Source organism: Mycobacterium sp. IDUB_37 (genome assembly GCF_055419245.1).
Map to the genome: position 1 here is coordinate 20,043 of NZ_JBVAXG010000011.1, position 22,360 is coordinate 42,402.

The 22,360-nt window shown below is 66.5% G+C and carries 21 protein-coding genes; 12 read left to right on the top strand and 9 right to left on the bottom strand.

Annotated elements, in window-relative coordinates; genetic code table 11:
• Positions 1 to 8: 8 nt before the first annotated feature.
• Positions 9 to 269, bottom strand: a complete 261-nt coding sequence (locus tag ACZY1I_RS27470) for a hypothetical protein (RefSeq protein WP_463759987.1) — start codon at positions 267 to 269, stop codon at positions 9 to 11.
• 74 nt (positions 270 to 343) lie between these two features.
• On the opposite strand from ACZY1I_RS27470, the gene ACZY1I_RS27475 reads away from it, so the two are divergent.
• On the top strand, positions 344 to 841 hold the full coding sequence (locus ACZY1I_RS27475) for a MarR family winged helix-turn-helix transcriptional regulator (protein WP_463759990.1): 498 nt from the start codon (positions 344 to 346) through the stop codon (positions 839 to 841).
• A 108-nt stretch (positions 842 to 949) separates the two neighbouring features.
• On the top strand, positions 950 to 2,242 hold the full coding sequence (locus ACZY1I_RS27480; protein WP_463760372.1) for an MFS transporter: 1,293 nt from the start codon (positions 950 to 952) through the stop codon (positions 2,240 to 2,242).
• Here the strand turns inward: ACZY1I_RS27480 and dapD are convergent.
• Complete coding sequence (gene dapD / locus ACZY1I_RS27485; protein ID WP_463759994.1) at positions 2,228 to 3,220, bottom strand: 2,3,4,5-tetrahydropyridine-2,6-dicarboxylate N-succinyltransferase; 993 nt, start codon at positions 3,218 to 3,220, stop codon at positions 2,228 to 2,230. The two genes, ACZY1I_RS27480 and dapD, sit on opposite strands and share 15 nt — an antisense overlap.
• Positions 3,221 to 3,230: 10 nt before the next feature.
• Between dapD and dapE the strand changes: the two genes are divergently transcribed.
• Positions 3,231 to 4,295 (top strand): succinyl-diaminopimelate desuccinylase, encoded by a 1,065-nt coding sequence (dapE, locus tag ACZY1I_RS27490; RefSeq protein ID WP_463759997.1) that lies wholly within the window; start codon positions 3,231 to 3,233, stop codon positions 4,293 to 4,295.
• 2 nt (positions 4,296 to 4,297) lie between these two features.
• Here dapE and ACZY1I_RS27495 read toward each other — a convergent pair whose 3' ends face one another.
• Complete coding sequence (locus ACZY1I_RS27495; RefSeq protein WP_463760000.1) at positions 4,298 to 6,430, bottom strand: AAA family ATPase; 2,133 nt, start codon at positions 6,428 to 6,430, stop codon at positions 4,298 to 4,300.
• A gap of 60 nt (positions 6,431 to 6,490) precedes the next feature.
• Here ACZY1I_RS27495 and ACZY1I_RS27500 point away from each other — a divergent pair, with 60 nt between their 5' ends.
• From ACZY1I_RS27500 to ACZY1I_RS27530, 7 genes are all read left to right on the top strand, one after another.
• Positions 6,491 to 7,048: a TIGR00730 family Rossman fold protein gene (locus tag ACZY1I_RS27500; RefSeq protein WP_463760002.1), complete on the top strand. Its 558-nt coding sequence runs from the start codon at positions 6,491 to 6,493 to the stop codon at positions 7,046 to 7,048.
• Complete coding sequence (gene fadD6 / locus ACZY1I_RS27505; protein WP_463760004.1) at positions 7,020 to 8,858, top strand: long-chain-acyl-CoA synthetase FadD6; 1,839 nt, start codon at positions 7,020 to 7,022, stop codon at positions 8,856 to 8,858. The genes ACZY1I_RS27500 and fadD6 overlap by 29 nt, the downstream gene beginning before the upstream one ends.
• A 139-nt stretch (positions 8,859 to 8,997) precedes the next feature.
• A complete protein-coding gene (gene folP / locus ACZY1I_RS27510; protein WP_463760376.1) occupies positions 8,998 to 9,822 on the top strand; it encodes a dihydropteroate synthase in 825 nt (274 codons plus the stop codon).
• Complete coding sequence (locus ACZY1I_RS27515) at positions 9,819 to 10,832, top strand: glucosyl-3-phosphoglycerate synthase (RefSeq protein WP_463760007.1); 1,014 nt, start codon at positions 9,819 to 9,821, stop codon at positions 10,830 to 10,832. The genes folP and ACZY1I_RS27515 overlap by 4 nt, the downstream gene beginning before the upstream one ends.
• A gap of 38 nt (positions 10,833 to 10,870) precedes the next feature.
• On the top strand, positions 10,871 to 11,251 hold the full coding sequence (locus tag ACZY1I_RS27520) for a DivIVA domain-containing protein (RefSeq protein WP_463760009.1): 381 nt from the start codon (positions 10,871 to 10,873) through the stop codon (positions 11,249 to 11,251).
• Positions 11,248 to 11,829 (top strand): DNA-3-methyladenine glycosylase I, encoded by a 582-nt coding sequence (locus ACZY1I_RS27525; protein ID WP_463760012.1) that lies wholly within the window; start codon positions 11,248 to 11,250, stop codon positions 11,827 to 11,829. Before ACZY1I_RS27520 ends, ACZY1I_RS27525 begins: the two co-directional genes overlap by 4 nt.
• Before the next feature lie 188 nt (positions 11,830 to 12,017).
• Positions 12,018 to 12,185: a DUF3117 domain-containing protein gene (locus tag ACZY1I_RS27530; protein WP_127782270.1), complete on the top strand. Its 168-nt coding sequence runs from the start codon at positions 12,018 to 12,020 to the stop codon at positions 12,183 to 12,185.
• Positions 12,186 to 12,212: 27 nt separating this feature from the next.
• Here ACZY1I_RS27530 and glgA read toward each other — a convergent pair whose 3' ends face one another.
• A complete protein-coding gene (gene glgA / locus ACZY1I_RS27535; protein WP_463760379.1) occupies positions 12,213 to 13,376 on the bottom strand; it encodes a glycogen synthase in 1,164 nt (387 codons plus the stop codon).
• Between the two features lie 155 nt (positions 13,377 to 13,531).
• Here glgA and glgC point away from each other — a divergent pair, with 155 nt between their 5' ends.
• Positions 13,532 to 14,746 carry a glucose-1-phosphate adenylyltransferase gene (gene glgC, locus ACZY1I_RS27540; protein WP_463760016.1) on the top strand — a complete coding sequence of 405 codons (1,215 nt, stop codon included), beginning with the start codon at positions 13,532 to 13,534 and terminating at the stop codon, positions 14,744 to 14,746.
• A gap of 3 nt (positions 14,747 to 14,749) precedes the next feature.
• Here glgC and ACZY1I_RS27545 read toward each other — a convergent pair whose 3' ends face one another.
• From ACZY1I_RS27545 to ACZY1I_RS27565, 5 genes are read right to left on the bottom strand one after another with little or no spacing between them, the layout of a single operon-like run.
• Complete coding sequence (locus ACZY1I_RS27545) at positions 14,750 to 16,435, bottom strand: CocE/NonD family hydrolase (protein WP_463760020.1); 1,686 nt, start codon at positions 16,433 to 16,435, stop codon at positions 14,750 to 14,752.
• A 29-nt stretch (positions 16,436 to 16,464) separates the two neighbouring features.
• Positions 16,465 to 17,106, bottom strand: coding sequence for a methyltransferase family protein (locus ACZY1I_RS27550; protein ID WP_463760382.1), 642 nt, complete (start codon positions 17,104 to 17,106; stop codon positions 16,465 to 16,467).
• A 29-nt stretch (positions 17,107 to 17,135) separates the two neighbouring features.
• Positions 17,136 to 18,773, bottom strand: coding sequence for an ABC transporter permease (locus tag ACZY1I_RS27555; RefSeq protein WP_463760024.1), 1,638 nt, complete (start codon positions 18,771 to 18,773; stop codon positions 17,136 to 17,138).
• Positions 18,770 to 19,693 (bottom strand): ABC transporter ATP-binding protein, encoded by a 924-nt coding sequence (locus ACZY1I_RS27560; RefSeq protein WP_463760026.1) that lies wholly within the window; start codon positions 19,691 to 19,693, stop codon positions 18,770 to 18,772. The genes ACZY1I_RS27555 and ACZY1I_RS27560 overlap by 4 nt, the downstream gene beginning before the upstream one ends.
• The gene (locus tag ACZY1I_RS27565; RefSeq protein ID WP_463760028.1) at positions 19,683 to 20,321 is read right to left on the bottom strand and encodes a TetR/AcrR family transcriptional regulator; all 639 of its coding nucleotides are present in this window, start codon (positions 20,319 to 20,321) and stop codon (positions 19,683 to 19,685) included. Before ACZY1I_RS27565 ends, ACZY1I_RS27560 begins: the two co-directional genes overlap by 11 nt.
• Before the next feature lie 162 nt (positions 20,322 to 20,483).
• Between ACZY1I_RS27565 and ACZY1I_RS27570 the strand changes: the two genes are divergently transcribed.
• The gene (locus ACZY1I_RS27570) at positions 20,484 to 22,271 is read left to right on the top strand and encodes a PE domain-containing protein (protein ID WP_463760030.1); all 1,788 of its coding nucleotides are present in this window, start codon (positions 20,484 to 20,486) and stop codon (positions 22,269 to 22,271) included.
• Positions 22,272 to 22,360 lie beyond the last annotated feature (89 nt).

The following is a 22,360-nucleotide window of genomic DNA, read 5'->3' on the forward strand; positions in this document are numbered from 1 at the left end:
TGCCCGAACTAGGGCATCAGCGCCCAGAACGGGTGGGTGACCGACCAGACCGGGTGGGTCAGATCATCGGTGTAGTGGTAAATCGGGTGTGTCGGCGGCGGGGTCGGGCGCATCGGCGGCCCGCCCGGATGCATCTGGCCGCCGACCGACGGTCCCATGTCCGGTTGACCCGGGGCCGCCGAGGCGACGGCCGGCCCGGCGAGTGCACCGGCAAGCGACAGGCCCGCGGCGCACAGGACCCCCGCGGAAATAATACGAATCTTGGCCACTGGAGGCTCCTTCCTAATTGTCATCTGTGGTTGACAATTACGGAGCGTAGGCGCGGTGCACTACATTGTCAATCATGGTTGACGATAGCGTTCTGAAGTCACCTCAGACCGAGCTCGGGCAGGCGCTGCGGATGGCCTGGTGGAGTTATGTCCACCGTCTCGATACCGAGATGGAAGCCGCGGGTTTTCCCCAGCGCCGCTTCGCGATGAACTACGTGTTCGCCCTGTATGCCCAGCCGGGTCCGATGACGATTTCCGAGATGGGACGGCAGTTCGACGTCAGCCGCCAGGCGGCCAGCAAGCTCGTCGGTGAACTGTGCCGCGAGGGTTACCTGCAGACCACGGCGTCCACCACCGACCAACGCGAAAAGGTCGTGGTGCTGACGCCGAAGGCGCTCGAATACGTGACAGCGCGCCGCCGCGCGGCGGCCGAGTTGGACCGCGCGATCGTCGAGTGCATCGACGAGTCAGGCCTGGAAGCGCTGCAGCGCGCGCTGCGGGCGATCGGCGAAGTGTCCCGAACGGGCAGCGACGACCCCGCCAACGTGTTCCGGTCACCCAAGCTGTGGTGATTGCCGCCGCAGCAATATCCAGCAAACTCGCAGCCGTCTCACGGCGCGCAACGGGAATGACGCCTTAACCTCAGCGCTGTGTCTGTACCTGACTCGTCGGCCACGCCCATGAGGCGCGTGGCGCTCGCCTGCCTCGTCGGCTCCGCCGTCGAGTACTACGACTTCTTCATCTACGGCACCGCCGCGGCGCTGGTGTTTCCGACCGTTTTCTACCCGCACCTGGGCCCGACGATGGCGACCGTCGCCTCGATGGGGACCTTCGCCACCGCCTTTGTATCCCGGCCGATCGGTGCCGCGGTCTTCGGTCATTTTGGAGATCGGTTGGGACGCAAGAGGACTCTGGTTGCCACGCTGCTGATCATGGCTCTGTCCACGGTGACGGTGGGTTTGGTACCCGGTACGGCGGTCATCGGTGCGGCCGCCCCGCTGATCCTGATTGCGCTGCGACTGCTGCAGGGATTCGCGGTCGGAGGCGAATGGGCCGGTACGGCCCTGCTGAGCGCCGAAACGGCGCCGGCGGCCAGACGTGGGCGCTACGGGATGTTCACGGTGGTGGGTGGCGCCATCGCGCTTGTGCTGACCAGCCTGACCTTCCTCGGCGTGAACTACACCATCGGCGAAGGCAGTTCGGCCTTCATGACCTGGGGGTGGCGCGTCCCCTTCCTGCTGAGCGCGGTACTGATCGTCATCGCGTTGTACGTGCGCCTCAACATCAGCGAAACGCCCGTCTTCGCCGGGCAGCAAGCGTGCAATGGCGATCTGGCAGCACCACTCGCGGAGGTGATGCGGCTGCAGCGTCGTGAGGTGCTGCTGGCCGCTGGGTGCGTGCTGGGCTGTTTCGGTCTGGTCTATCTGGCCAGCACCTATTTGACGGCGTACGCGCACACTCACCTGGGCTACTCGCGCAACGCCATCCTGCTCGTCGGGGTGCTGGGCGGGCTGGCGTGCATCGGGGGCGCCGCGGTCGGGTCGATCCTGTGCGATCGGTTCGGTCGCCGCCGGGTCATCCTGGTCGGCTGGTCGGTGGGTCTGCCGTGGTCGCTGCTGGTGATGCCGCTCATCGACCGCGGCAGCCCGGTCCTGTTCGCGGTGGCCATCGTCGGCCTGTACGCGGTCGACGGAGCCGTTTTCGGGCCCATCACCTCATTCGTGCCCGAGTTGTTCGCTACCCGCTACCGGTACACGGGCACCGCGCTGTCGATCAATCTCGCCGGCATTGTCGGTGGGGCGGTGCCGCCGCTGATCGCGGGTCCGCTGTCGGTGCATTTCGGCAGCTGGGCGATCGGGCTGATGATGGCCGCACTGGTGTCGGCCAGCCTCGCAGCGACCTACCTACTGCCGGAAACCGGTGGAACCGCACTCGATGAGCCGGCCGCGCGGCCGGCGCTAGTTGGCGTGTAGTTCTTCATTGAGCGCGAGGCCCTGGCCGTCGCGGGACACCACCTCGACCGTGCCGGTGAGCGAATTGCGCCGGAAGAGCAAGTTGCTGCGGCCGGAGAGCTCACGCGCCTTGACCGACTTGCCGTCGGGCGTGGCGACTTTGGTGCCCGCGGTGACGTAGAGACCTGCCTCCACCACGCAGTCGTCGCCCAGCGAAATGCCAATGCCGGCGTTGGCGCCGAGCAAGCAGCGCTCGCCGATCGAAATGATCTGTTCGCCACCGCCGGACAGCGTGCCCATGATCGACGCCCCGCCGCCGATATCGGAGCCGTCACCCACGACGACGCCCGCCGATATGCGGCCCTCCACCATGGAGGTGCCCAGGGTGCCGGCGTTGAAGTTGACGAAACCCTCGTGCATGACGGTGGTGCCGGCCGCCAGGTGCGCGCCGAGGCGCACCCGGTCGGCATCGGCGATGCGTACACCGGACGGCATCACGTAGTCGACCATGCGCGGGAACTTGTCGACGCCGTACACCGAAACCGGTCCGTGCCGGCGCATCCGGGCCCGTACCGCTTCGAAGCCCTCGATGGCGCAGGGGCCGCGGTTGGTCCACACCACGTTGGTCAGTACCCCGAACAGGCCGCCGGCGTTCAGTCCGTGCGGCGCCACCAGTCGGTGCGAGAGCAGGTGTAGTCGCAGGTAGGCGTCGTATGCGTCGGCGGTCGGGTCATCCAGCGAACCGATGACTGTGCGCACGGCGATGGTCTCGGTCTGGCGGTCGTCGTCGCGCCCAACCAGCACCGCCAGTTCGGGCGGAACGTCGGACTGCGCCAGGCGCGACGTCGCGCTGGTACCCGACTCGATCAGTTCCGGCGCCGGAAACCAGGTGTCGAGGACAGATCCGTCAGAGGCCAGCGTCGCCAGGCCAATACCTTCAGCTCCAGTCACGGCGGCAAGGTTACTTACCTGGCCGAGCAGACACAAAAGACTCGGCATACTTGGGGGCGTGCTGGACTTGCATGGTGATCCCGTTGAACTGACCGCCGCACTCGTCGACATACCCAGCGAATCGCGGCACGAAGCACGCATCGCCGACGAGGTGGAGGCGGCGCTGCGCGCGCAGACGTCCGGCTTCGAGATCATCCGCAACGGCAACGCGGTGCTGGCGCGCACCGCACGCAACCTGCCGTCGCGAGTGCTGCTGGCCGGGCACCTGGACACCGTGCCGGTGGCCGACAACCTGCCCAGCAGGATCGAGAACGGGGAGATACACGGCTGCGGCACCGCCGACATGAAATCCGGTGACGCGGTCTTCCTGCACCTGGCCGCCACCGTTGCCGACCCGGTGCACGACCTCACTCTGGTGTTCTACGACTGTGAGGAAATCGATTCGGCGGCAAACGGTTTGGGCCGCATCGAGCGCGAGTTGCCGGACTGGCTCGCTGCCGACGTGGCCATCCTCGGCGAGCCCACCGCAGGTTTCATCGAGGCCGGCTGTCAGGGTACGCTGCGAGTCGTGTTCAGCGCCAACGGAACTCGCGCGCATTCGGCACGTTCCTGGCTGGGCGACAACGCGATTCACAAGCTCGGCGCTGTGCTGGACCGGCTGGCTGCCTACGAAGCTCGCAGCGTCGACATCGACGGCTGTGTCTATCGCGAGGGTCTGTCGGCCGTGCGCATCGAGGGCGGCGTCGCGGGCAACGTGATTCCCGACGCGGCTTCGGTCACGATCAATTTCCGATTCGCGCCGGACCGGTCCCCGGAAACCGCACTCCAGCACGTCGGCGAGGTGCTCGACGGCCTCGATGTGCGGATCGAACTGACCGACTCCGCGGCGGGTGCACTGCCCGGTCTGTCGGCGCCGGCGGCGAAGTCACTTGTCGAGGCGGCCGGGGGGCAGGTCCGCGCCAAATACGGCTGGACCGACGTGTCCCGATTCGCCGCGCTGGGTATCCCGGCGCTCAACTACGGACCCGGTGATCCCAATCTGGCGCACAAGCGCGACGAGCGGGTCCCGGTCGGCAACATCTCCGCCGCGGCGGAGATGTTGCGCGGCTACCTGAGCCGGTAGCCCTAGCCGTTCGCGCTCAACCGCTCAGCGGCCGCGGCGGCGTCCGCCGACGCGGCGCCCATCCCGATGCGGGCAAATTCCTCGGCTACCCCCGTCAGCGCGGCCGCGTCGCGATCGGTCACTGCCCGAGCATGCCTGACGACGAGATCGCCTACTGCACAATTAATTTGAGTCGCCAGCCGAGTAACGGCGTCCAGTGCGCGGATATCGCCCATCCGGATCGCGTCGTGGTAGGCCAGCAATGCGACCGCGGATTGTCCGGAGCGTTCGGCCATCCGGGCGGCATCACGCGCTGCGGCTATCCCGCCGGTCTTGTCCCGCGCGGTGAGCCTGGTCCAGGCTCGGGCCAGCCCCAGTTCGGGCGCGAACAACGCCGACTTGGTGCCGTGTCGAGTTTCGGCACGCCGCAACGCTTTTGCCGATCCTGGTATGTCACCCTGGCGGGCAATGGCTGTCGTCAACAACATCAGCGACAACGGGCCCCACGAATAGCCGCTACGTTCCAATTCGGCGGCAGCTGGTCCCAATAGTGCTGCGGCAGAAGCATATTCGCCCTTGAAGTTCAGCACGTAGGCAAGCAGCGTCTCACCGATCGCCCGGCCGGGTTGCTGCAACTCCGCGAAGTCGGTGAACTGCTGCGCCAGGGTCTGCGCTGGTGCGACCTCACCCGCCATCAGCAGCGACGTGATCTGACCGAACCCTACCGTGAACCGCAGCAACCCGGGATGTTCTACGGCCGAGGCCTTTTCGGCCAGTTGCTCGATGTCACCGAATCGGCCCATCCGCGCCGAGGACAACACGGACGCGCTCGCCGCCCACGCCACCGCGATATCGGGGGCCACCGATCCGGACAGCACTTCGGTGGCCAGCGTCATGGCGCGTTGCAAGTTGCCGGAGTTCATCGCGAACGTGGCGGTCAGCCCGTCCAGAACGGCCCGGGCCTCCGGACCGGTGACACGATTGCGGCTGGTTTGCAGGAACGCGGTGGCACGCTCGGGTTCGCCGAGCATGAAGAACTGGTTCGCCGCGCGCGGCACCGCCCAGGCGATCAGTTCGGCCTCGGACAACTCCGCAGCGTTCACCTCCGCCAGCACGGTGCCGGCTTCGCGACCGCGTCCCTGCCAACCGATTGCCTGCGCCAGAACCAGCCGTGCGTCCAGACCGCCTGACCGGTCCACCGCCGCCCGGGCCAGCCGTTCCGCCAGCCGCAGGTCGCCCAGTCGCAGCGCCTGCTCGGCGGCAGCGGCGACCTCGGCGACCGGCTGCAGTGCGTCGCTGTCCAGCGCCAGCGAGGCCAGTCGCATCGCGTTACTGGGATGGTCGGACGGATGCTGGGAGAGCAGGTTGACCACGTCGGTGCGCCGCCGCCGGGTACCGTCGCGGCCCAATGCCACCTCCGCACGCTCGCCGAACAGCGGGTGCGCGGTGTACACCACCGGTTGATCGGCGTTACCACCCCGCACCCGGGTTTCGGCGGCGCCATAATCCTCGGCCTGACTGACCGCGCCGTCGCCGGCCAGCACGGTGAGATCGGCCAGCGACAGCGGCTCGGCGACCGCGAGATAGTCCAATACCGCCCGCGCCGGCCCCGGCAGTTCGGTGAGGAACTTGTCGACCTCGGCGGGCGTCGCCGCCCCACCCGGGGACTCGATGTCGATCCGGTCCAGCAGGCCGTCGGTCCACAACGCCGCGATGGCCGGTGGTGCCGCGTCCGCACGGGCGGTGACGATCATCCGCGCCGCACCGGTCAATGCCAACTGATACACCAAGGTGGCCGACAGGATGTCCAGGTCGTGAGCCTCGTCGACGATCAGTAGCAGATCGCCCTGCTGCGCGACGCGGGTCAGCGACGTTCTGGCCGCCCGCAACAGCGCCGCCGGCTTGCCGATGTCGGAGATGTCCACCAGATGGCCGAAGGCGCCGAACGGAACCACCCGCTCGGCGGGAGTGCCGATGACCCAGCGGGTCAAAGTGGCCGGGTGTTCGCGGCAATACTGCTCGGCGGCAAGCCGGGCCAAAGTCGATTTGCCGGCACCGTCGAACCCGAGCACGACAGCGCCGCCCTTGTCGCCCAGCGCTACACCGACGCGCTCTAACGCCGCCGCGTGCTGAGGGACGTTCCAACGAATCGGCACCGTTGGAATCTTATGGCCCGCGGAGACGCAGGGCCGCGCGAGTGGTCTACGTTTCGGAGTATGTCCCCAGAAACCAGCGGCCGGCCGACGGTGGCTGTGTACTGCACCGCCTCGTCGACGGACCCCGAGTTACTGGAACTCGCCGCTTCACTCGGAGCGGCGATCGCGCAGCAAGGCTGGACGCTGGTGTGGGGCGGGGGCCACGTCTCGGCGATGGGGGCGGTGGCGTCGGCGGCGCGGGCTCATGGTGGCTGGACCGTCGGGGTGATCCCGCAGATGCTGATGGACCGCGAATTGGCCGACCACGACTCGGATGAATTGATCGTCACCGGGAGCCTGCGTGAGCGGAAGCAGGTCATGGAAGAGCGTGCCGACGCGTTCATCACGCTGCCGGGTGGAGTCGGCACATTGGACGAGTTGTTGAGCGCGTGGACCGAGGGATACCTGGGCGGGCACGAAAAGCCCATCGTGATCCTGGACCCGTGGGGGCATTACGACGGCATGCGGGCGTGGATCGGTGAATTGCACGAGCGCGGCTTCGTCTCGAAGGCGGCAGTCGACAGGCTCATCGTGGTGGATAAAGTCGGCGATGCGCTGCAGGCGTGTGTGCCTGCCTGACAGGGAATCGAGGGATCACGTGGCCGATCACGAAAGTGGCGCGCGCACACGAGTCAAGTTCACCGATATCGCGGCCAGAGTTCCGGGGCTGGTGGCCGATGCTCCGTCGATCCTGCGCGCCGCCAGAACCGGCCTGCTGCCGCGCCCGAGTTCCAAGACCTCGATCGGCGCGGTGTTTCAGGACCGCGCCGCCCGCTATGCGGATCGGATCTTCCTCAAGTTCGGCGACGAGCAACTGACCTACCGCGAAGCCAACGCGACCGCGAACCGGTACGCCGCGGTGCTGGCCGCCCGCGGTGTCGGCCCGGGTGATGTCGTCGGCGTCATGCTGCGCAATTCACCCAACGCCGTGCTGTCGATGCTGGCCGTGGTCAAGTGCGGCGCGGTCGCCGGGATGCTCAACTACCACCAGCGGGGTGAGGTCCTGGCGCACAGCCTGGGTCTGCTCGACGCCAAGGTGCTGGTAGCCGAGTCCGATTTGGTGAGTGCCGTCAGCGAGTCCGGTGGCACGGCGGGGGAGGTGCTCACCCTCGAAGACCTGGAGCGATTCGCCACCACAGCGCCCGCCACCAATCCCGCGTCGGCGTCGTCCGTGCGGGCGAAGGACACCGCGTTCTACATCTTCACCTCGGGCACCACGGGCTACCCGAAGGCCAGCGTGATGACGCACTACCGGTGGCTCAAGGCCCTCGGCGCGTTCGGCGGACTGGGGCTGCGATTGAAGTCCACCGACACGCTGTACAGCGCGCTGCCGCTCTATCACAACAACGCGCTGACGGTGGCGGTGTCGTCGGTGATCAATTCGGGGGCGGCGCTGGCGCTGGGCAAGTCCTTCTCGGCGTCGCGGTTCTGGGATGAGGTGATTGCCAGCGATGCCACCGCGTTCATCTACATCGGCGAGGTGTGCCGCTATCTGCTCAACCAGCCGGCCAAACCGACCGACCGGAAGCACAAGATCCGTGTCATCGCCGGCAACGGGCTGCGTCCGGACATCTGGGGTGAGTTCACCAAGCGGTTCGGCATCCAGCGGGTCTGCGAGTTCTACGCCGCCAGCGAAGGCACCACCGCGTTCATCAACGTCTTCAATGTGCCCGGCAGCACCGGAATCTCGCCGATGCCGCTCGCCTACGTCGAATACGACCCCGACACAGGCGAACCGGTGCGCGACGACAACGGGCGCGTCCGCCGCGTACCGTCCGGAAAGCCGGGCCTGCTGCTCAGCCCGGTCAACCGGCTGCAGCCGTTCGACGGCTACACCGACAAGAAGGCCAGTGAGAAGAAGCTGGTGCGCAACGCGTTCAAAGAAGGCGACACCTACTTCAACACCGGCGACGTGATGAGCCCGCAGGGAATGGGCCACGCGGCGTTCGTCGACCGGTTGGGCGACACGTTCCGGTGGAAGGGCGAGAACGTGGCCACCACCCAGGTCGAGGCGGCAGTGTCCACGGACAAGAACGTCGAAGAGTGCACGGTCTACGGCGTCGAGGTGCCCGACACCGGCGGGCGGGCCGGAATGGCGGCGGTCAAACTGCGCGAGGGCAAAGAGTTCGACGGCCAGTCGCTGGCGCGTTCGGTGTACGACCAGCTGCCTGCCTATGCGCTGCCGCTGTTCGTGCGGGTCGTGGAGTCGCTGGAGCACACCACGACGTTCAAGAGCCGCAAAGTCGAGTTGCGCAAGGAGGCGTACGGCTCGGCCGACGAACCCCTCAAAGACCCGCTATACGTGCTGGCCGGCCGCAAGGACGGGTATGTCGAGTACTACGACGAGTACCCCAACGAGGTAGCGGGCGGAAAGCGGCCCCAGGGCTGAAAGGCCGGGGCGGCGCGTCTCTAGCACTCATCGCAGGCTCGGCGCCACCACCGCAGTCTCACTCGTGACCGGCAGGCACTATGGAGTCGTGCAGTCAACCCTGTGCGGTCGCCCAGTCGCGCGTGATCGTGCGCTGATCATGGCGATCGTCAATCGCACCCCGGATTCCTTCTTCGACCGCGGCGCTACCTTCTCTGACGAGGCGGCCCGCGACGCCGTGCACCGAGCGATAGCCGAAGGCGCTGACGTCATCGACATCGGCGGCGTCAAGGCCGGCCCCGGCGAGACCGTCGACACCGACACTGAGATCGCCCGACTGGTGCCGTTTATCGAGTGGCTTCGCGGCGCCTATCCGGATCAGCTGATCAGCGTCGACACCTGGCGTGCGGAAGTAGCCAGGCTGGCGTGCGCGGCCGGCGCAGACATCATCAACGACACCTGGGCCGGTGTGGACCCCGAGCTGCAAGAGGTAGCGGCGGAGTTCGGCGCGGGCCTGGTGTGCGCGCACACCGGGGGAGCGCTGCCACGCACGCGTCCCTTCCGGGTGAGTTACGGTACGACTACCCGAGGCGTGGTGGACGACGTGATTCGTCAGGTCACGGGAGCCGCCGAACGGGCAGTTGCGGTCGGGGTGGCGCGCGACCGGGTTCTGATCGACCCGACTCACGATTTCGGCAAGAACACCTTCCACGGGCTGCACCTGTTGCGACATGTCCCCGATCTTGTTAAGACCGGGTGGCCCGTGCTGATGGCGTTGAGCAATAAGGACTTTGTCGGGGAGACTTTGGGCGTGGAGTTGAACGAACGGCTTGAGGGGACACTGGCAGCGACCGCGCTGGCGGCCGCCGCCGGTGCGCGCATGTTTCGGGTCCACCAAGTCGCAGCGACGCGCAGAGTGCTGGAAATGGTGGCCTCGATCCAGGGGACGCGCCCGCCGACGCGCACCGTGAGGGGACTGGCATGACGGCATCGGAGCTGGTTGCCGGCGACCTCGCCAATGCTGGCGGGTTCGGCGGCCGGCCAGGGGACGTCTGGCGGGCCAGTCGCAGCTGGGAGCGATCCGGCCGGACGATCGCGGATTTGGTATCGGCGAAAGCTGGACGAACGATTTCGGTGGTGCTTCCCGCGCTCGACGAGGAAGAGACCATCGAGTCGGTGATCGACAGCATTAAGCCGCTGGTCTCAGACAAAGGGGGTCTGGTCGACGAGCTGATTGTGCTCGATTCGGGTTCGATCGACGACACCGAGATCCGCGCGATCGCGGCCGGTGCCCGAGTCGTCAGTCGCGAACAGGCGTTGCCCGAGATTCCGACGCTGCCCGGGAAGGGTGAGGCGCTGTGGCGCTCACTTGCGGTCACCACCGGCGACATCGTGGTATTCATCGACTCTGACCTGATCGATCCGCACCCGATGTTCGTGCCGTGGTTGGTCGAACCGCTGCTGACCGTCGACGGAGTTCATCTGGTCAAGAGCGTCTACCGTCGCCCGCTGATGGTTCGCGAGGCCGACGGCGTCAGTGATGTTGGCGAGGTTGGCTCGACCGGCGGCGGGCGGGTGACTGAGCTGGTGGCCCGGCCCTTGCTGGCGGCGCTGCGGCCTGAGCTGGGCTGCATCCTGCAGCCGCTCGGCGGCGAGTATGCGGCCACCCGGGAGCTGTTGACCGCGCTGCCGTTCGCCCCGGGTTACGGGGTTGAGATCGGCCTGCTGATCGACACCTTCGATCGGCTCGGCTTGGATGCGATTGCGCAGGTCAACCTGGGTGTGCGCGCGCACCGCAACCGGCCGCTGGCCGCGCTGGGGGCGATGAGCCGCCAGGTCATAGCGACCTTGTTGTCCCGGTGCGGGATCGCCGACTCCGGTGTGGAGTTGACCCAGTTTTTCGCCGCTGGCCCCGACGGCTGTGGCTACACCGCGCACACTTCGCCGGTGTCTTTGGTGGACCGGCCGCCGATGAATGTGGTGCGGCCACGCTGAGAGGTTTCTTGTCGGCGCTATAGGGCAAGATCGACGACGTGGCATTGGTGTTGCTCTACCTGGTGGTGCTGGTCCTGGTGGCGTTGGTGCTGTTCGGCGCGGCGAGCCTGCTGTTCGGGCGCGGTGAGCAGCTGCCGCCGCTGCCACGGGCATCGACGGCGACCGTGCTGCCGGCCTACGGCGTCACCGGCGCCGACGTCGACGCCGTCAAATTCACTCAGGTGCTGCGCGGTTACAAGACCAGCGAGGTGGACTGGGTGCTGGACCGGCTCGGCCGGGAGCTCGAGGTGCTGCGCGGCCAGCTCGCCGCTCTGCAAGCACCCGGCAGCGAACCGGAGCCGGACTCGTTCGAACCGTCCGACTCCGCTGAGCTGTCGGCGGCCGAAGCCGTCGAAGCGGAGCGGTCCGGCCCCACATGAGCGGTGACGGGCTGATTCGCTGTGGTTGGGCGGAGGTTCGGCCGGGACCCGACGCCGAGCTGTACCGCAATTACCACGACGAGGAATGGGGCCGCCCGCTGAAGGACGGCACGGCCCTGTTCGAGCGGATGAGCCTGGAGGCGTTCCAGAGCGGCCTTTCCTGGCTGATCATCCTTCGCAAGCGGGATAACTTCCGGCGAGCCTTCGCCGGGTTCGATGCGGCGGAGGTCGCCCGCTTCACCGATGCTGACCAGCAACGACTGCTGACCGATGAAGGAATTGTGCGCAACCGCGCCAAGATCGAGGCGACGATTGCCAATGCGCGCGCGGCATTGGACCTCGGGTCGCCGCAAGACCTGTCTGACCTGCTGTGGTCGTTTGCGCCCGAACCGCGTCCCCGTTTCGCCGATTTGTCTGAAATCCCCTCGGCGAGTACGGAATCAAAAGCGATGGCGAAGGAGCTCAAGCGCCGCGGCTTCCGTTTTGTGGGGCCGACCACCGCGTACGCGCTGATGCAGGCGACCGGGATGGTCGACGATCACATCCGTGCTTGCTGGGTTGAGCCGACCCCTCTTTGAGGGCCTCGAATGGTCTCAGTTCGCCTCAGTTCCGGGTCTTTGTCCACCTTGCGACACGGATAGGGAACAATGGGTTGGGTGATTTGGCAGTTCAATGTCGGGTATGGCTGGAAATTCACTGGTGGGGCATGCTCGGCGCCGACCAGGTCCGTGAGCGCGGGCCAGCTCGAATCTGGAGGGAGCACTCGATGGCGGCGATGAAGCCCCGGACCGGCGACGGTCCACTAGAAGCAACCAAGGAGGGGCGCGGCATCGTTATGCGGGTACCACTGGAAGGTGGCGGCCGCCTGGTAGTCGAGCTGACGCCCGACGAAGCCTCCGCACTGGGCGACGAGCTCAAGGGCGTCACCAGCTAGTCAGGCAGGCCCGGGCCACCGGGCTGTCTACTCACACACCTTGCGGTAGATGTCCAACGTCTCCTCGGCGATGTGTGCCCACGAGAATTCTTCGATACAGCGCTGACGGCCTGCCTGGCCGTACTGCGCTGCCCTTGCCGGGTCGGCGACCAACGCATTGACCGCCTCGGCCAGTCTGGTCTCGAACGCGTCCGGAAAGTCGGCGTCGTAGTGCACCAGTGATCCGGTGACGCCGTCCGCGACCACCTCGGGGATGCCGCCGACGTCGGAGGCCACCACCGCCGTCGCGCAGGCCATGGCCTCCAGATTGACGATGCCCAGCGGCTCGTATATCGAAGGGCACACGAAAACCGTTGCTGCCGAGAGTATTTCGCGTAGCTTTGGCTTAGGCAGCATGTCGCGGACCCAGAACACCCCGGTGCGGCTGCGAGCCAGTTTGGCGACCGCGGACCGTACCTCTTCGGCGATTTCCGGGGTGTCGGGGGCGCCGGCGCACAGCACGAACTGAACGTCCGGGCTGAAGTGGTGCGCGGCCGCCACTAGATGAGCGACGCCCTTCTGCCGGGTGATTCGCCCGACGAATGCGACCACCGGCCGGTCCGGTTCGACGCCGAGCTCGGACAACACCGACCCGGTACGCACCGCTCCCGACGGGTGCCAGACCTCGGTGTCGATCCCGTTGCGGATCACGTGCACCACGTTGGGGTCCAGCGTGGGATAGACGCGCAGGATGTCGTCACGCATGCCGGAACTGACGGCGATGACCGCGTCGGCAGCCAACACCGCGGTGTTCTCCACCCAGGACGACACTTGGTAGCCACCGCCGAGCTGCTCGGCCTTCCACGGGCGCATCGGCTCCAGCGAATGCGCCGTCAGCACGTGCGGAACGCCGTAGAGCAGCTTGGCCAGATGCCCGGCCAGGCCGGTGTACCAGGTGTGCGAGTGCACCACGGTGGCCGCGCTCGCGGCATTGGCCATCACCAGATCTGCCGACAACGTCGACAGGGCCGCGTTGGCGGCATCCAGGCGGGGGTCTGGTTGATGCGCGATGGCGCCGGGGCGGTCGTTGCCCATGCAGTGCACGTCCACCGCGCACAACCGGCGTAGTTGGGAAACCAGTTCGGTGACGTGTACGCCGGCTCCGCCGTAAACCTCCGGAGGGTATTCCCGAGTCATCATCGCCACCCGCATACCCGCACCGTAGTTCGACGAGGATGCGGCCCGCATGTCGGGCTGTTGAGGTGTCGGACACATTGGGGCTAATGTCTTCCCACAGCCGATTGCGTCCACCCCCAATCGGGGGGCTACCGGTGGCAGCCCTGCGCGCCTGCCGATAGGTTTGACCCATGCGGGTAACCCCACAGGTGCTGGGCATCGTCCTGGCCGGCGGTGAGGGCAAGCGCCTCTATCCTCTGACGGCCGATCGCGCAAAGCCGGCGGTGCCCTTCGGCGGCGCGTACCGACTGATCGATTTCGTGCTCTCGAACCTGGTCAACGCTCGCTATCTGAGGATCTGTGTTCTCACCCAGTACAAGTCGCACTCGCTGGACCGCCACATCTCGCAGAACTGGCGGTTGTCGGGTTTGGCGGGCGAGTACATCACCCCGGTACCGGCCCAGCAGCGCCTCGGGCCGCGCTGGTACACCGGCTCCGCCGATGCGATCTACCAGTCGCTGAATCTGATCCACGACGATGACCCGGACTACATCGTGGTTTTCGGCGCCGACCACGTCTATCGGATGGATCCCGAGCAGATGGTGCAGTTCCACATCGACAGTGGGGCCGGCGCCACGGTGGCGGGCATCCGGGTGCCGCGGTCCGAGGCGAGCGCCTTCGGCTGCATCGACTCCGACGAGTCGGGCCGGATCCGCAGCTTCGTCGAGAAGCCGCTCGAGCCGCCGAGCGTCCCCGGCGACCCAGACACCACGTTTGCGTCGATGGGCAACTACATCTTCACCACCAAGGTGTTGATCGACGCGATCCGCGCCGACGCCGACGACGACCATTCCGACCACGACATGGGCGGCGACATCATTCCCCGTCTGGTCGCCGACGGGCAGGCCGCGGTCTACGACTTCAACGACAACGAAGTCCCGGGAGCCACCGACCGTGACCGGGCCTATTGGCGCGACGTCGGGACGCTGGACGCGTTCTACGACGCACATATGGACCTGGTCTCGGTACATCCGGTGTTCAACCTGTACAACAAGCGCTGGCCGATCCGCGGCGCGTCGGAGAACCTGGCGCCGGCCAAATTCGTCAACGGTGGATCGGCTCAGGAGTCCGTGGTGGGCGCAGGCAGCATCATCTCGGCCGCGTCGGTGCGCAATTCGGTGGTGTCGTCGAACGTCGTGGTCGAGGACGGGGCGATCGTCGAAGGCAGCGTGATCATGCCGGGTGTGCGGGTCGGTCGCGGCGCAGTAGTGCGCCACGCGGTCTTGGACAAGAACGTCGTGGTCGGGCCCGGTGAGATGGTGGGCGTGGACCTCGAACGCGACCGGGAGCGCTTCGCGATCAGCGCCGGCGGCGTGGTCGCGGTGGGCAAGGGCGTCTGGATCTAGCGGCTAGCGGGGGATCTCCGGGATCAGAAGGTGCGCGTCATACCGGGGGCCCCACCGCAGCGTCACCAGACCGCGCGGCGGGTTCGGGTAGGCCGCGGGAAATTGGCCCGTGAGCGGATTGCGCGGCGACAGCCATCGCCCGGCGACCACCAACCGCAATTGCTCGCCGGCTCGGAAGAGGGTCGCCGACGGGCCGAGCGCCACATCGACCGCGATCACCCCGCCCGCGGGCACCGGCGCCGGCCGGTCGCAGGCCGGGACCGGCTCCGACGGCCGGGAAAGCTCGCGGTCCAGCGTGCGCAGCGACACACGTTGCCAACCAGTGGCTACCCGGTCGCGGCCGTAACCGTATGTGCCTTCGAATGCGACGTAGCAGCCGTCACGCCACTTCTCCACGCCGACAAACATATTCGCGTCGTCGCAGCCATCCAGCTGAACCCAGAGCCGGGCTGCCATCGGGCCGGTGAGTTCGATGTCCTCTGACACCGTCCAGCTGAATGCCGCCGCGCGCGAGTGAGTTTCGAAAGTGACGCTGCCCGCCGCCCTGGGTGGATCGGGGGCCAGTACCCCAGCCCCGGCGAGATACATCGGCCGCCAACGCGTGCGGGCCAACGGCCATTCGTCCTCTTCGCGCACCGCGACGACCGTGTTGCGGTCCTCGCGTACCTCGAGGCGCACACTGCGCGTCGCCGTTGCCCCATCCAGCGCACTCCGGAAGAACTTCAACTGTTCGGCAAGTGCGTTCTCGGAGTAGAACGTCGACCACTTGCCGCCCCGGTGGGTGTAGAGCCGCGCATGGCGGGAACCGCCCTGCGTGAATGCCCGCATCGAGCCGCGGCTGTGCAGGTTGTTGTCAGAGAAACTGCCGCACACCAACATCGGCACGGTGATCGCCGACAGGTCGGGTACCAGCGAGCGCCAGAAGTCGTCTCGCAACGGGTGGATGTCCTGCATCTGGTGTAGGTCGTACTCCTGGCGGGTGCCACGCCGCAACAGCCGTGACCACAACCCGGTGAACCCCGACTCGCGAATTCCGCCCGGAAAGGTCAGGTCGCGGTAGGCGTCGGTGAAGCCTTCCCATGGACAGATCGCCCGCAGCGCCGGCGGTTGCAGGGCGGCCACCGCGTACTGGGAGATGGCCAGGTAAGACACCCCCAGCATGACGACGCGACCGTCGCTGAAAGGCTGCTGGGCCAGCCACTGCACCAGGTCGTAGGTGTCTTCGGCTTCCTGACGCGACAACAGTTTTCCGGTGCCGTCGGAGCGGCCGCAGCCGCGACTGTCGGCGTTGACCACGACGAAACCGTGCCCGGTCCACCAGGCAGGATCCGGGGCCTCCCAACCGGTCAGGGCTGAAAATTCGATCGGTGTCGGCTGTCGTATCACCCGGTACTGCTTGGAAGAGGTCCACTTTTTGCGCCGCCGTTTGGGCAGGTCGTCCTTGGCATACGGATGAATGCTGAGGACCACCGGCGCGGCCGCCTGGTCTGGCCGCCGGAAGACGTTGATGCGCAGGATCGTTCCGTCCCGGGTCGGCACTTCGACGTCGCGTTCGATGTGCAGATCGGACGGCGGATCGGTCACCGTGACGGGCGGCCTGGCCACCATGCGGAGGCGGTCCAGCGCGTACCGCATAGCGCCGGGACGGCGCCACGGTCGATCCAGGGCAGGTGCCGGGTCTCGCGCCACGCCGATACCTTAAATAATGTTCCTTGGAGCTACCAGATGTAGGGCACAAGTCGGTAGTGCACCTGCTGCGTGTAGTCGCGGTAGCCGGTAAGTCCGGCTACGAGTGCCTTCTCCTCGTCGAGGATGCGGAAGACCAGCACCAGCAGGCCGGGAACGATGACGACGAGCCCCCAGTAGGAACCCAGCGCCAGCGGTGTCCCCAACATCAGGATCAGGTTTCCGACGTACATCGGGTGCCGCACAACGCCGTAGAGGCCGCTGGATACCACCTTTTGGCCCGCCTCCACCGTCACGTTCGCGGCGGCGTAGCTGTTCTGCGTGACCACGAACATCGCCATGGCGAGTCCGGCGGCCACCAGCACGTCGCCGATCAGCACCAGCGCCGTCGGCACGGACGACCATCCGAAGCGATGATCTAAAGCGCTCACGGCCATCATCGCGAACACCGACAAGAACGCGGCGACGATGATGAACTGCTGTACGGTCCGGGGTTCCGCCTTGGGGCCGGCGTGCATGCGTCGCTCCAGCGCGGCCGGATCAGTGCGTTTCAAATACAGGGTGGGCACGATCGTTGCGACGGTGAACGCGGCGATGAAAACCCATGCCTGCCAGTAGTGGAACGTGCCCGCCGGGTAGAACAGCACGAACCCGAAGATGGCCAGTCCGAGCATTCCCGAGAAGAGTGCTTGCACAACCGTTTTCATGATCGCAGATCCCTTCGCTGAAAGGCTGCCGCGCCCAACATGATCAGCGCCGCGTCGATCGCCAGCAGCCAGAGCACCGGCACTGGGCTGAAGTCGCCGCCGACCCGCGGTATGTGCGTGAACGGTTCCAGATCGAGCAGCCATTGCGGTGATCCGGACAATGATCCCAGCAGATACAGCGCGATGAATCCGACCAATACGCCCCAGGCCAGCGGCGTGAATCGTGTTGCCAATCCGAATAATCCGACAGTCACCGCCGACAGCAGCCATACCGCGGGCAGCTGCACTGCCGCCGCGCCGACGACTCCGGGCATCTTTCCCGCGACGTCGCCGGCGGCCACTCCGTAGGTGAGCCCGGCAGCGATACCGGCGATCAGGATCGCCACCGCCGATCCGGCGAGTGCCATCACCAAATGGCTTGCCATCCAGCGAATCCGGGATGCCGCGCCGGCCAACAGGGTTTCGGCGCGCTGGCCGGCCTCCTCCTGGTGCAGCCGCAATGTCAGCGATACGGCAAACGCCGCCGCGACCATGCCCAGCATGCTGAAAGCAACCGCGATGAACGCCTGCTCGAGCTCGCCGGTACCGCCCAGGCGCGCGACGATCTCCTGCGCCCTACCGCCAGCGCCCAACTCGTCGCCGATGTTGTGCACCACGCTGCCGATCAACAGGCCGTACAAGCTCAGCCCGACCGTCCAGACCAACAGCGAGCCGCGGCCCAGCCGCCAGGCCAGCCCGAAGACGTTGCCCAGCGCGGGCGCGGCGGTGCTGGGGCCGGGACGTTCAGCGATCAGTCCGGCACCCACGTCTCGTCCCGCCAGTAGCCGATAGGCCACCCCGATCAGCACCGCGGTAGTCACCAGGTGTAGCAGCAGCACCCACCAGTGGTCGCCGGCGTAGGGCCTGACCTGCAGCGACCACCCCAAGGGGGAGAACCAGGACAGCGCATCGGATCCGGCGTCGCCGATCGCCCGCAACGTGAAGGCCGCGCCCAGAACACCGAAGGCAATGCCACGGGCGACTCGGGCGCTCGGCGACAGCTGCGCGGCCACCGCGGCGACCGCGGTGAAGACGAACCCGGAGGCCGTCAGCGCTGCGCCGAAAGCCAGTGAGCCACCTGGTGCGACGTCGGTGGTGAGCAGCCCGGCCGCGCCGATCACACCGGTGGCCAGTGCTGCCCCAAGGGACAACAGCAGCGCGGCGGTGAGGCTGGCATGACGGCCGACGGCAGTCGAGTCGATCAACTCGGCCCGGCCTGTCTCTTCGTCGGCACGGGTGTGGCGAATCACGGTGAGAATCACCGCAACTCCAATGAGTAGATGGAACATGCCGGCTTTCCAGATGCCGACCGCGCCGAGGCTGTCGTTGTAAACCTGGCCGTAGATGGCGCGCTGGGCAGGGCTGGCCATGATCGAGGCGGCGAACTCAGTGCGATTGGCTGCGGTGGGGTAAACCTTCTCGATGCTGGCGATGTACACACTGGCCAACGGAACCGAGAGTAGTAACACCCACAGCGGCAGCACGATCCGATCGCGGCGCAGATACAGCCGCAACAGCCCGAGGGTACCGGCAAAGTTGGAACTACCTTGTGGCCCATGATGTTGCGCGGGCCGGTCCAGGACTGCGGTGCTCATCGTGCCGGCACCTCCCGGGACGCGCTGTTGGTGCTGTAGTGCCGCATGAACAGCTCTTCGAGCGTGGGCGGCTGGCTGGTCAGGCTGCGCACGCCCGCGTCGCCGAGTACCCGGATCAGTTCGCCCAGGCTCTCGCTTTCGACCTGCGCGCTCAGCGTGCGGCCCTTGAAGCTGACGTCGGCCACACCTTTGATACGAGTGAGATCGCCTGGGTCATTGATCATTTCGGCCTTGATCGAGGTTCGGCTGAGATGCCGCATGGATTCCAGCGAACCGCTCTCGACGGTCCGCCCGGCCGCGATGATGGTCACCCGCTCGCACAGCGCTTCGGTTTCGGCCAGGATGTGGCTGGATAGCAAAACGGTCGTGCCGCGGTCGCGTGCTTCGATAACACATTGCTGAAAGATGTTCTCCATCAATGGGTCCAGCCCACTCGTTGGCTCGTCGAGCAGCAACAGCCTGGCCCGAGAGGAGAACGCGGAAATCAGCGACACTTTCTGGCGATTGCCTTTGGAGTAGGCCCGCACCTTCTTGGTCGGGTCGAACTCGAAGCGTTCGATCAGCTGGGCCCGCAGTCCTTCGTCGATGCCGCCCCGCATCCGGGCCAGCAGGTCGATGGTCTCACCACCGGTGAGCGTCGGCCATAGTGTGACATCACCTGGTACATAGGCGATTTGGCGATGCAGCTGGACCGAGTCGGTCCATGGGTCGCCGCCCAGCAGGCGGACGGTGCCGCCGTCTGCTTTGGCCACACCCAACAAGATGCGGATCGTCGTCGACTTGCCGGCGCCGTTGGGGCCGAGGAAGCCGTGTACTTCGCCTTCGTGCACCGTGAGGTCGAGGCCGTCGAGCGCTCGGACGGAGCCGAAGTTCTTGGTAAGCCCACGAATATCGATGGGCACCTGTTGGTTAGCTGCCATGAGACCCTCCTTGGTCTTCTCGGGCAAGAAACGCGTCGTACATGGTGCGATCGGTCAGCAGGCCCTCGGAATAGACCTCGAGGGCGGGCAGCACCATGTCACGCGCGTAGTCGCGCAACACTGCGCGCAGATCCGTGGGGGTTTCGTGCATTTGTATGTAGAGCAAGAGACCGCCACCGCCGGTGATGGCCAGATATCTGGCCCGGGCATGCGGGTCGCGGCTGGGCCTGATGGTGCCGGCCCGCACGCCTTCCTGCATGTAGTCCTCGGCGTTGTCGATCATCTGCTGCCACAACATCGTCGCCAACTCGCCACCGGACTGCATGCTGCGCACCAGATACGCCATCAATGGCGCGTACGCCTCGATTTCGGCCATCGCACCCAACCAGGTTGCCGGGTCATTGGATTGGATGGTTTCGGACTTTTGGCTGCGGATTTCCTCGGCGACGTATTCGTCGCACGCCTTGCGCAGGCCGTCCTTGGAGCCGAAGTGGTGAATGACCAAGGCCGCGCTCACCCCTGCCGCGTCGGCGATGGTGCGCAGCCCGACGCCGAAGCCGTGCTCACCGAACTGCGCGATGGCCGCATCCCGGATACGGGCGGTCGCGGTGAGGTCGGCTGAACGCATGTTTAAAACACTAAACACTCGTTCAGCCGTCGTCAAGGCTGCGGGTGAGCCCGCGTAGAAGAGCCGCGACATTTCGTCGAATTTCAGCCCTTTTCCAGCGGCGGGGTGCCATGATGGCGCGAATCAATTAGCTCGGCTGACTAACTCAATGTGGAGTAGGCGATGTCATTTGTTCTGGCGGTGTTGGACGCGTTCGAGACGGCAACGGCTGACGCGGCGCAAATCGGTTCAGCGCTAGGCGCCGGCAACCTGGCCGCGGCCATACCGACGACGAATGTCGCGACGGCAGCCGCAGATGAAGTGTCCGCGGCCATTGCAACGTTGTTCGGTACGCACGCCAAGGAGTACCAGGCCGCGGCGGCGCAGGCGGCGGTCTACCACCAGGATTTTGTCGGCGCTCTGCAGGCGTCGGCAGTCTCGTACGCCGGTGCCGAGGCGTCTGCCGCATCGGCATTGGAGAGCACACTCCTGGGCGGCGGCGCGCTCGGCGCTCCGCTGACCGCGCTGAATGCTGTTGTCGCCGAAGGTTTTCAGGCCATCGTCTATCGTCCGGTCTATTCGGCGGGACAATCGTGGATCGCCAGTCCGATCGGCCAGACACTCGATCCGATCATCAACGCTCCGACCGAGTTGTTGTTCGGACGCGCCCTGATCGGCAACGGTGCCCCCGGAACGGCGGCGTCCCCGACCGGAGGTGCGGGCGGCATTCTCTTCGGCGACGGCGGTGCCGGTTACAGCCCGACTGGTGGCGTACTGCCCCTGGCCGGCGGCGCCGGCGGAGTTGCCGGGTTCATCGGTAACGGTGGCATCGGCGGCACCGGCTTTGCCGGCGGCGCGGGAGGAACTGGCGGCGTCGGCGGTCTGCTGATGGGCAACGGCGGACTGGGTGGCGCGGGTGGCGCGCTCGTGGCCGGGACCGGTGGCGCAGGCGGTGTCGGGGGACAGGCTTTGCTGCTCGGCAACGGTGGCCTGGGCGGAGTTGGCGGCGCGGGCATCACCAATGGGGCAGCAGGCGCACAAGGTTTCGGTGGGTTGTTCGTGGGCCAGGGTGGTCCGACCACCCCGACCGGCGGTGGGCAGACGATCGTCATCGACTTCGTGCGACACGGGCAGACGCCGGGCAATGTCGCGAACCTGCTCGACACGGCGGTACCCGGACCTCCGCTCACTGCACTTGGCCAGCAACAGGCGGCCAACATCGCCGCCATCTTGGCACCGCAAGGGCCTTACGCCGGCATCTTCGACTCGCAACTGATCAGGACGCAGCAGACCGCTGCCGCGTTGGCGGCGTACCCGGGCATGCCGACCCCGCAGGTGTTGGCCGGGCTCAACGAGATCAATGCCGGCCTCTTCGAAGGCTTGGGGCAGATCCCCGCTGGGCTGCTCTACATCGTCGGACCGTTCACGTGGACGCTCGGCTTCCCGGCTTTCCCGATGCTGACGCCCGGGTCCACGACCCCGTTCGGCGTATTCTTCGCCAACGGCTTCAACGACGCGGTGCAGACGATGTACAACACCGCTCTGGCGAATCCCGTCCTGGCGGCCGACGGCAACATCACAGTGGTCTCCTACTCCAGTGCCCTGACCATCGAGACGGGGACCCTGATGATGGTCGACAACCCCAACCCCTTGCTGATGTTCACCCACTCGCTGCCGAACACCGGCGTTGTCGTGGTCAAAGGCAGCCCCCAAGGTGGCTGGACGATGGTGAGTTACGACGGGACGCCTGTCCCGCCGGCCAACTTGCCGCAGAAACTGTTCGTCGACGTGCGCAACCTGATCACCGCGCCGCAATTCGCGACCCTCGACTTCGGACAGGCCCTGCTTTCCGGAGACCCGGCGACGATCGTCAACACAGTTCGCGACGGTGTCCGCAACGTGGCCAGCGCAACCGTTCACTTCCCCTTCGCGGTCACCGAGGACTTGGTCGGGGCGTTGGTCGGTGCCTGATAGGTCAGCGGACGGCGGTATGAAACAATCGGTGACGGCGCGCTGAAAGGGCCCGCTATGCCACGCATTTGGGTACGGTTTCGCCCATT

Coding starts and splice junctions, on each gene's coding strand:
- ACZY1I_RS27475 (WP_463759990.1), top strand. CDS start 344: ATGGTTGACGATAGCGTTCTGAAGTCACCTCAGACCGAGCTCGGGCAG.
- ACZY1I_RS27565 (WP_463760028.1), bottom strand. CDS start 20,321: ATGCGTTCAGCCGACCTCACCGCGACCGCCCGTATCCGGGATGCGGCC.
- ACZY1I_RS27555 (WP_463760024.1), bottom strand. CDS start 18,773: ATGAGCACCGCAGTCCTGGACCGGCCCGCGCAACATCATGGGCCACAA.
- ACZY1I_RS27500 (WP_463760002.1), top strand. CDS start 6,491: ATGTCCCCAGAAACCAGCGGCCGGCCGACGGTGGCTGTGTACTGCACC.
- glgA (WP_463760379.1), bottom strand. CDS start 13,376: ATGCGGGTGGCGATGATGACTCGGGAATACCCTCCGGAGGTTTACGGC.
- dapD (WP_463759994.1), bottom strand. CDS start 3,220: ATGCCGAGTCTTTTGTGTCTGCTCGGCCAGGTAAGTAACCTTGCCGCC.
- ACZY1I_RS27570 (WP_463760030.1), top strand. CDS start 20,484: ATGTCATTTGTTCTGGCGGTGTTGGACGCGTTCGAGACGGCAACGGCT.
- ACZY1I_RS27560 (WP_463760026.1), bottom strand. CDS start 19,693: ATGGCAGCTAACCAACAGGTGCCCATCGATATTCGTGGGCTTACCAAG.
- ACZY1I_RS27530 (WP_127782270.1), top strand. CDS start 12,018: ATGGCGGCGATGAAGCCCCGGACCGGCGACGGTCCACTAGAAGCAACC.
- ACZY1I_RS27525 (WP_463760012.1), top strand. CDS start 11,248: ATGAGCGGTGACGGGCTGATTCGCTGTGGTTGGGCGGAGGTTCGGCCG.
- glgC (WP_463760016.1), top strand. CDS start 13,532: ATGCGGGTAACCCCACAGGTGCTGGGCATCGTCCTGGCCGGCGGTGAG.
- ACZY1I_RS27480 (WP_463760372.1), top strand. CDS start 950: ATGAGGCGCGTGGCGCTCGCCTGCCTCGTCGGCTCCGCCGTCGAGTAC.
- fadD6 (WP_463760004.1), top strand. CDS start 7,020: ATGCGCTGCAGGCGTGTGTGCCTGCCTGACAGGGAATCGAGGGATCAC.
- folP (WP_463760376.1), top strand. CDS start 8,998: ATGGCGATCGTCAATCGCACCCCGGATTCCTTCTTCGACCGCGGCGCT.
- ACZY1I_RS27550 (WP_463760382.1), bottom strand. CDS start 17,106: ATGCTCGGACTGGCCATCTTCGGGTTCGTGCTGTTCTACCCGGCGGGC.
- ACZY1I_RS27515 (WP_463760007.1), top strand. CDS start 9,819: ATGACGGCATCGGAGCTGGTTGCCGGCGACCTCGCCAATGCTGGCGGG.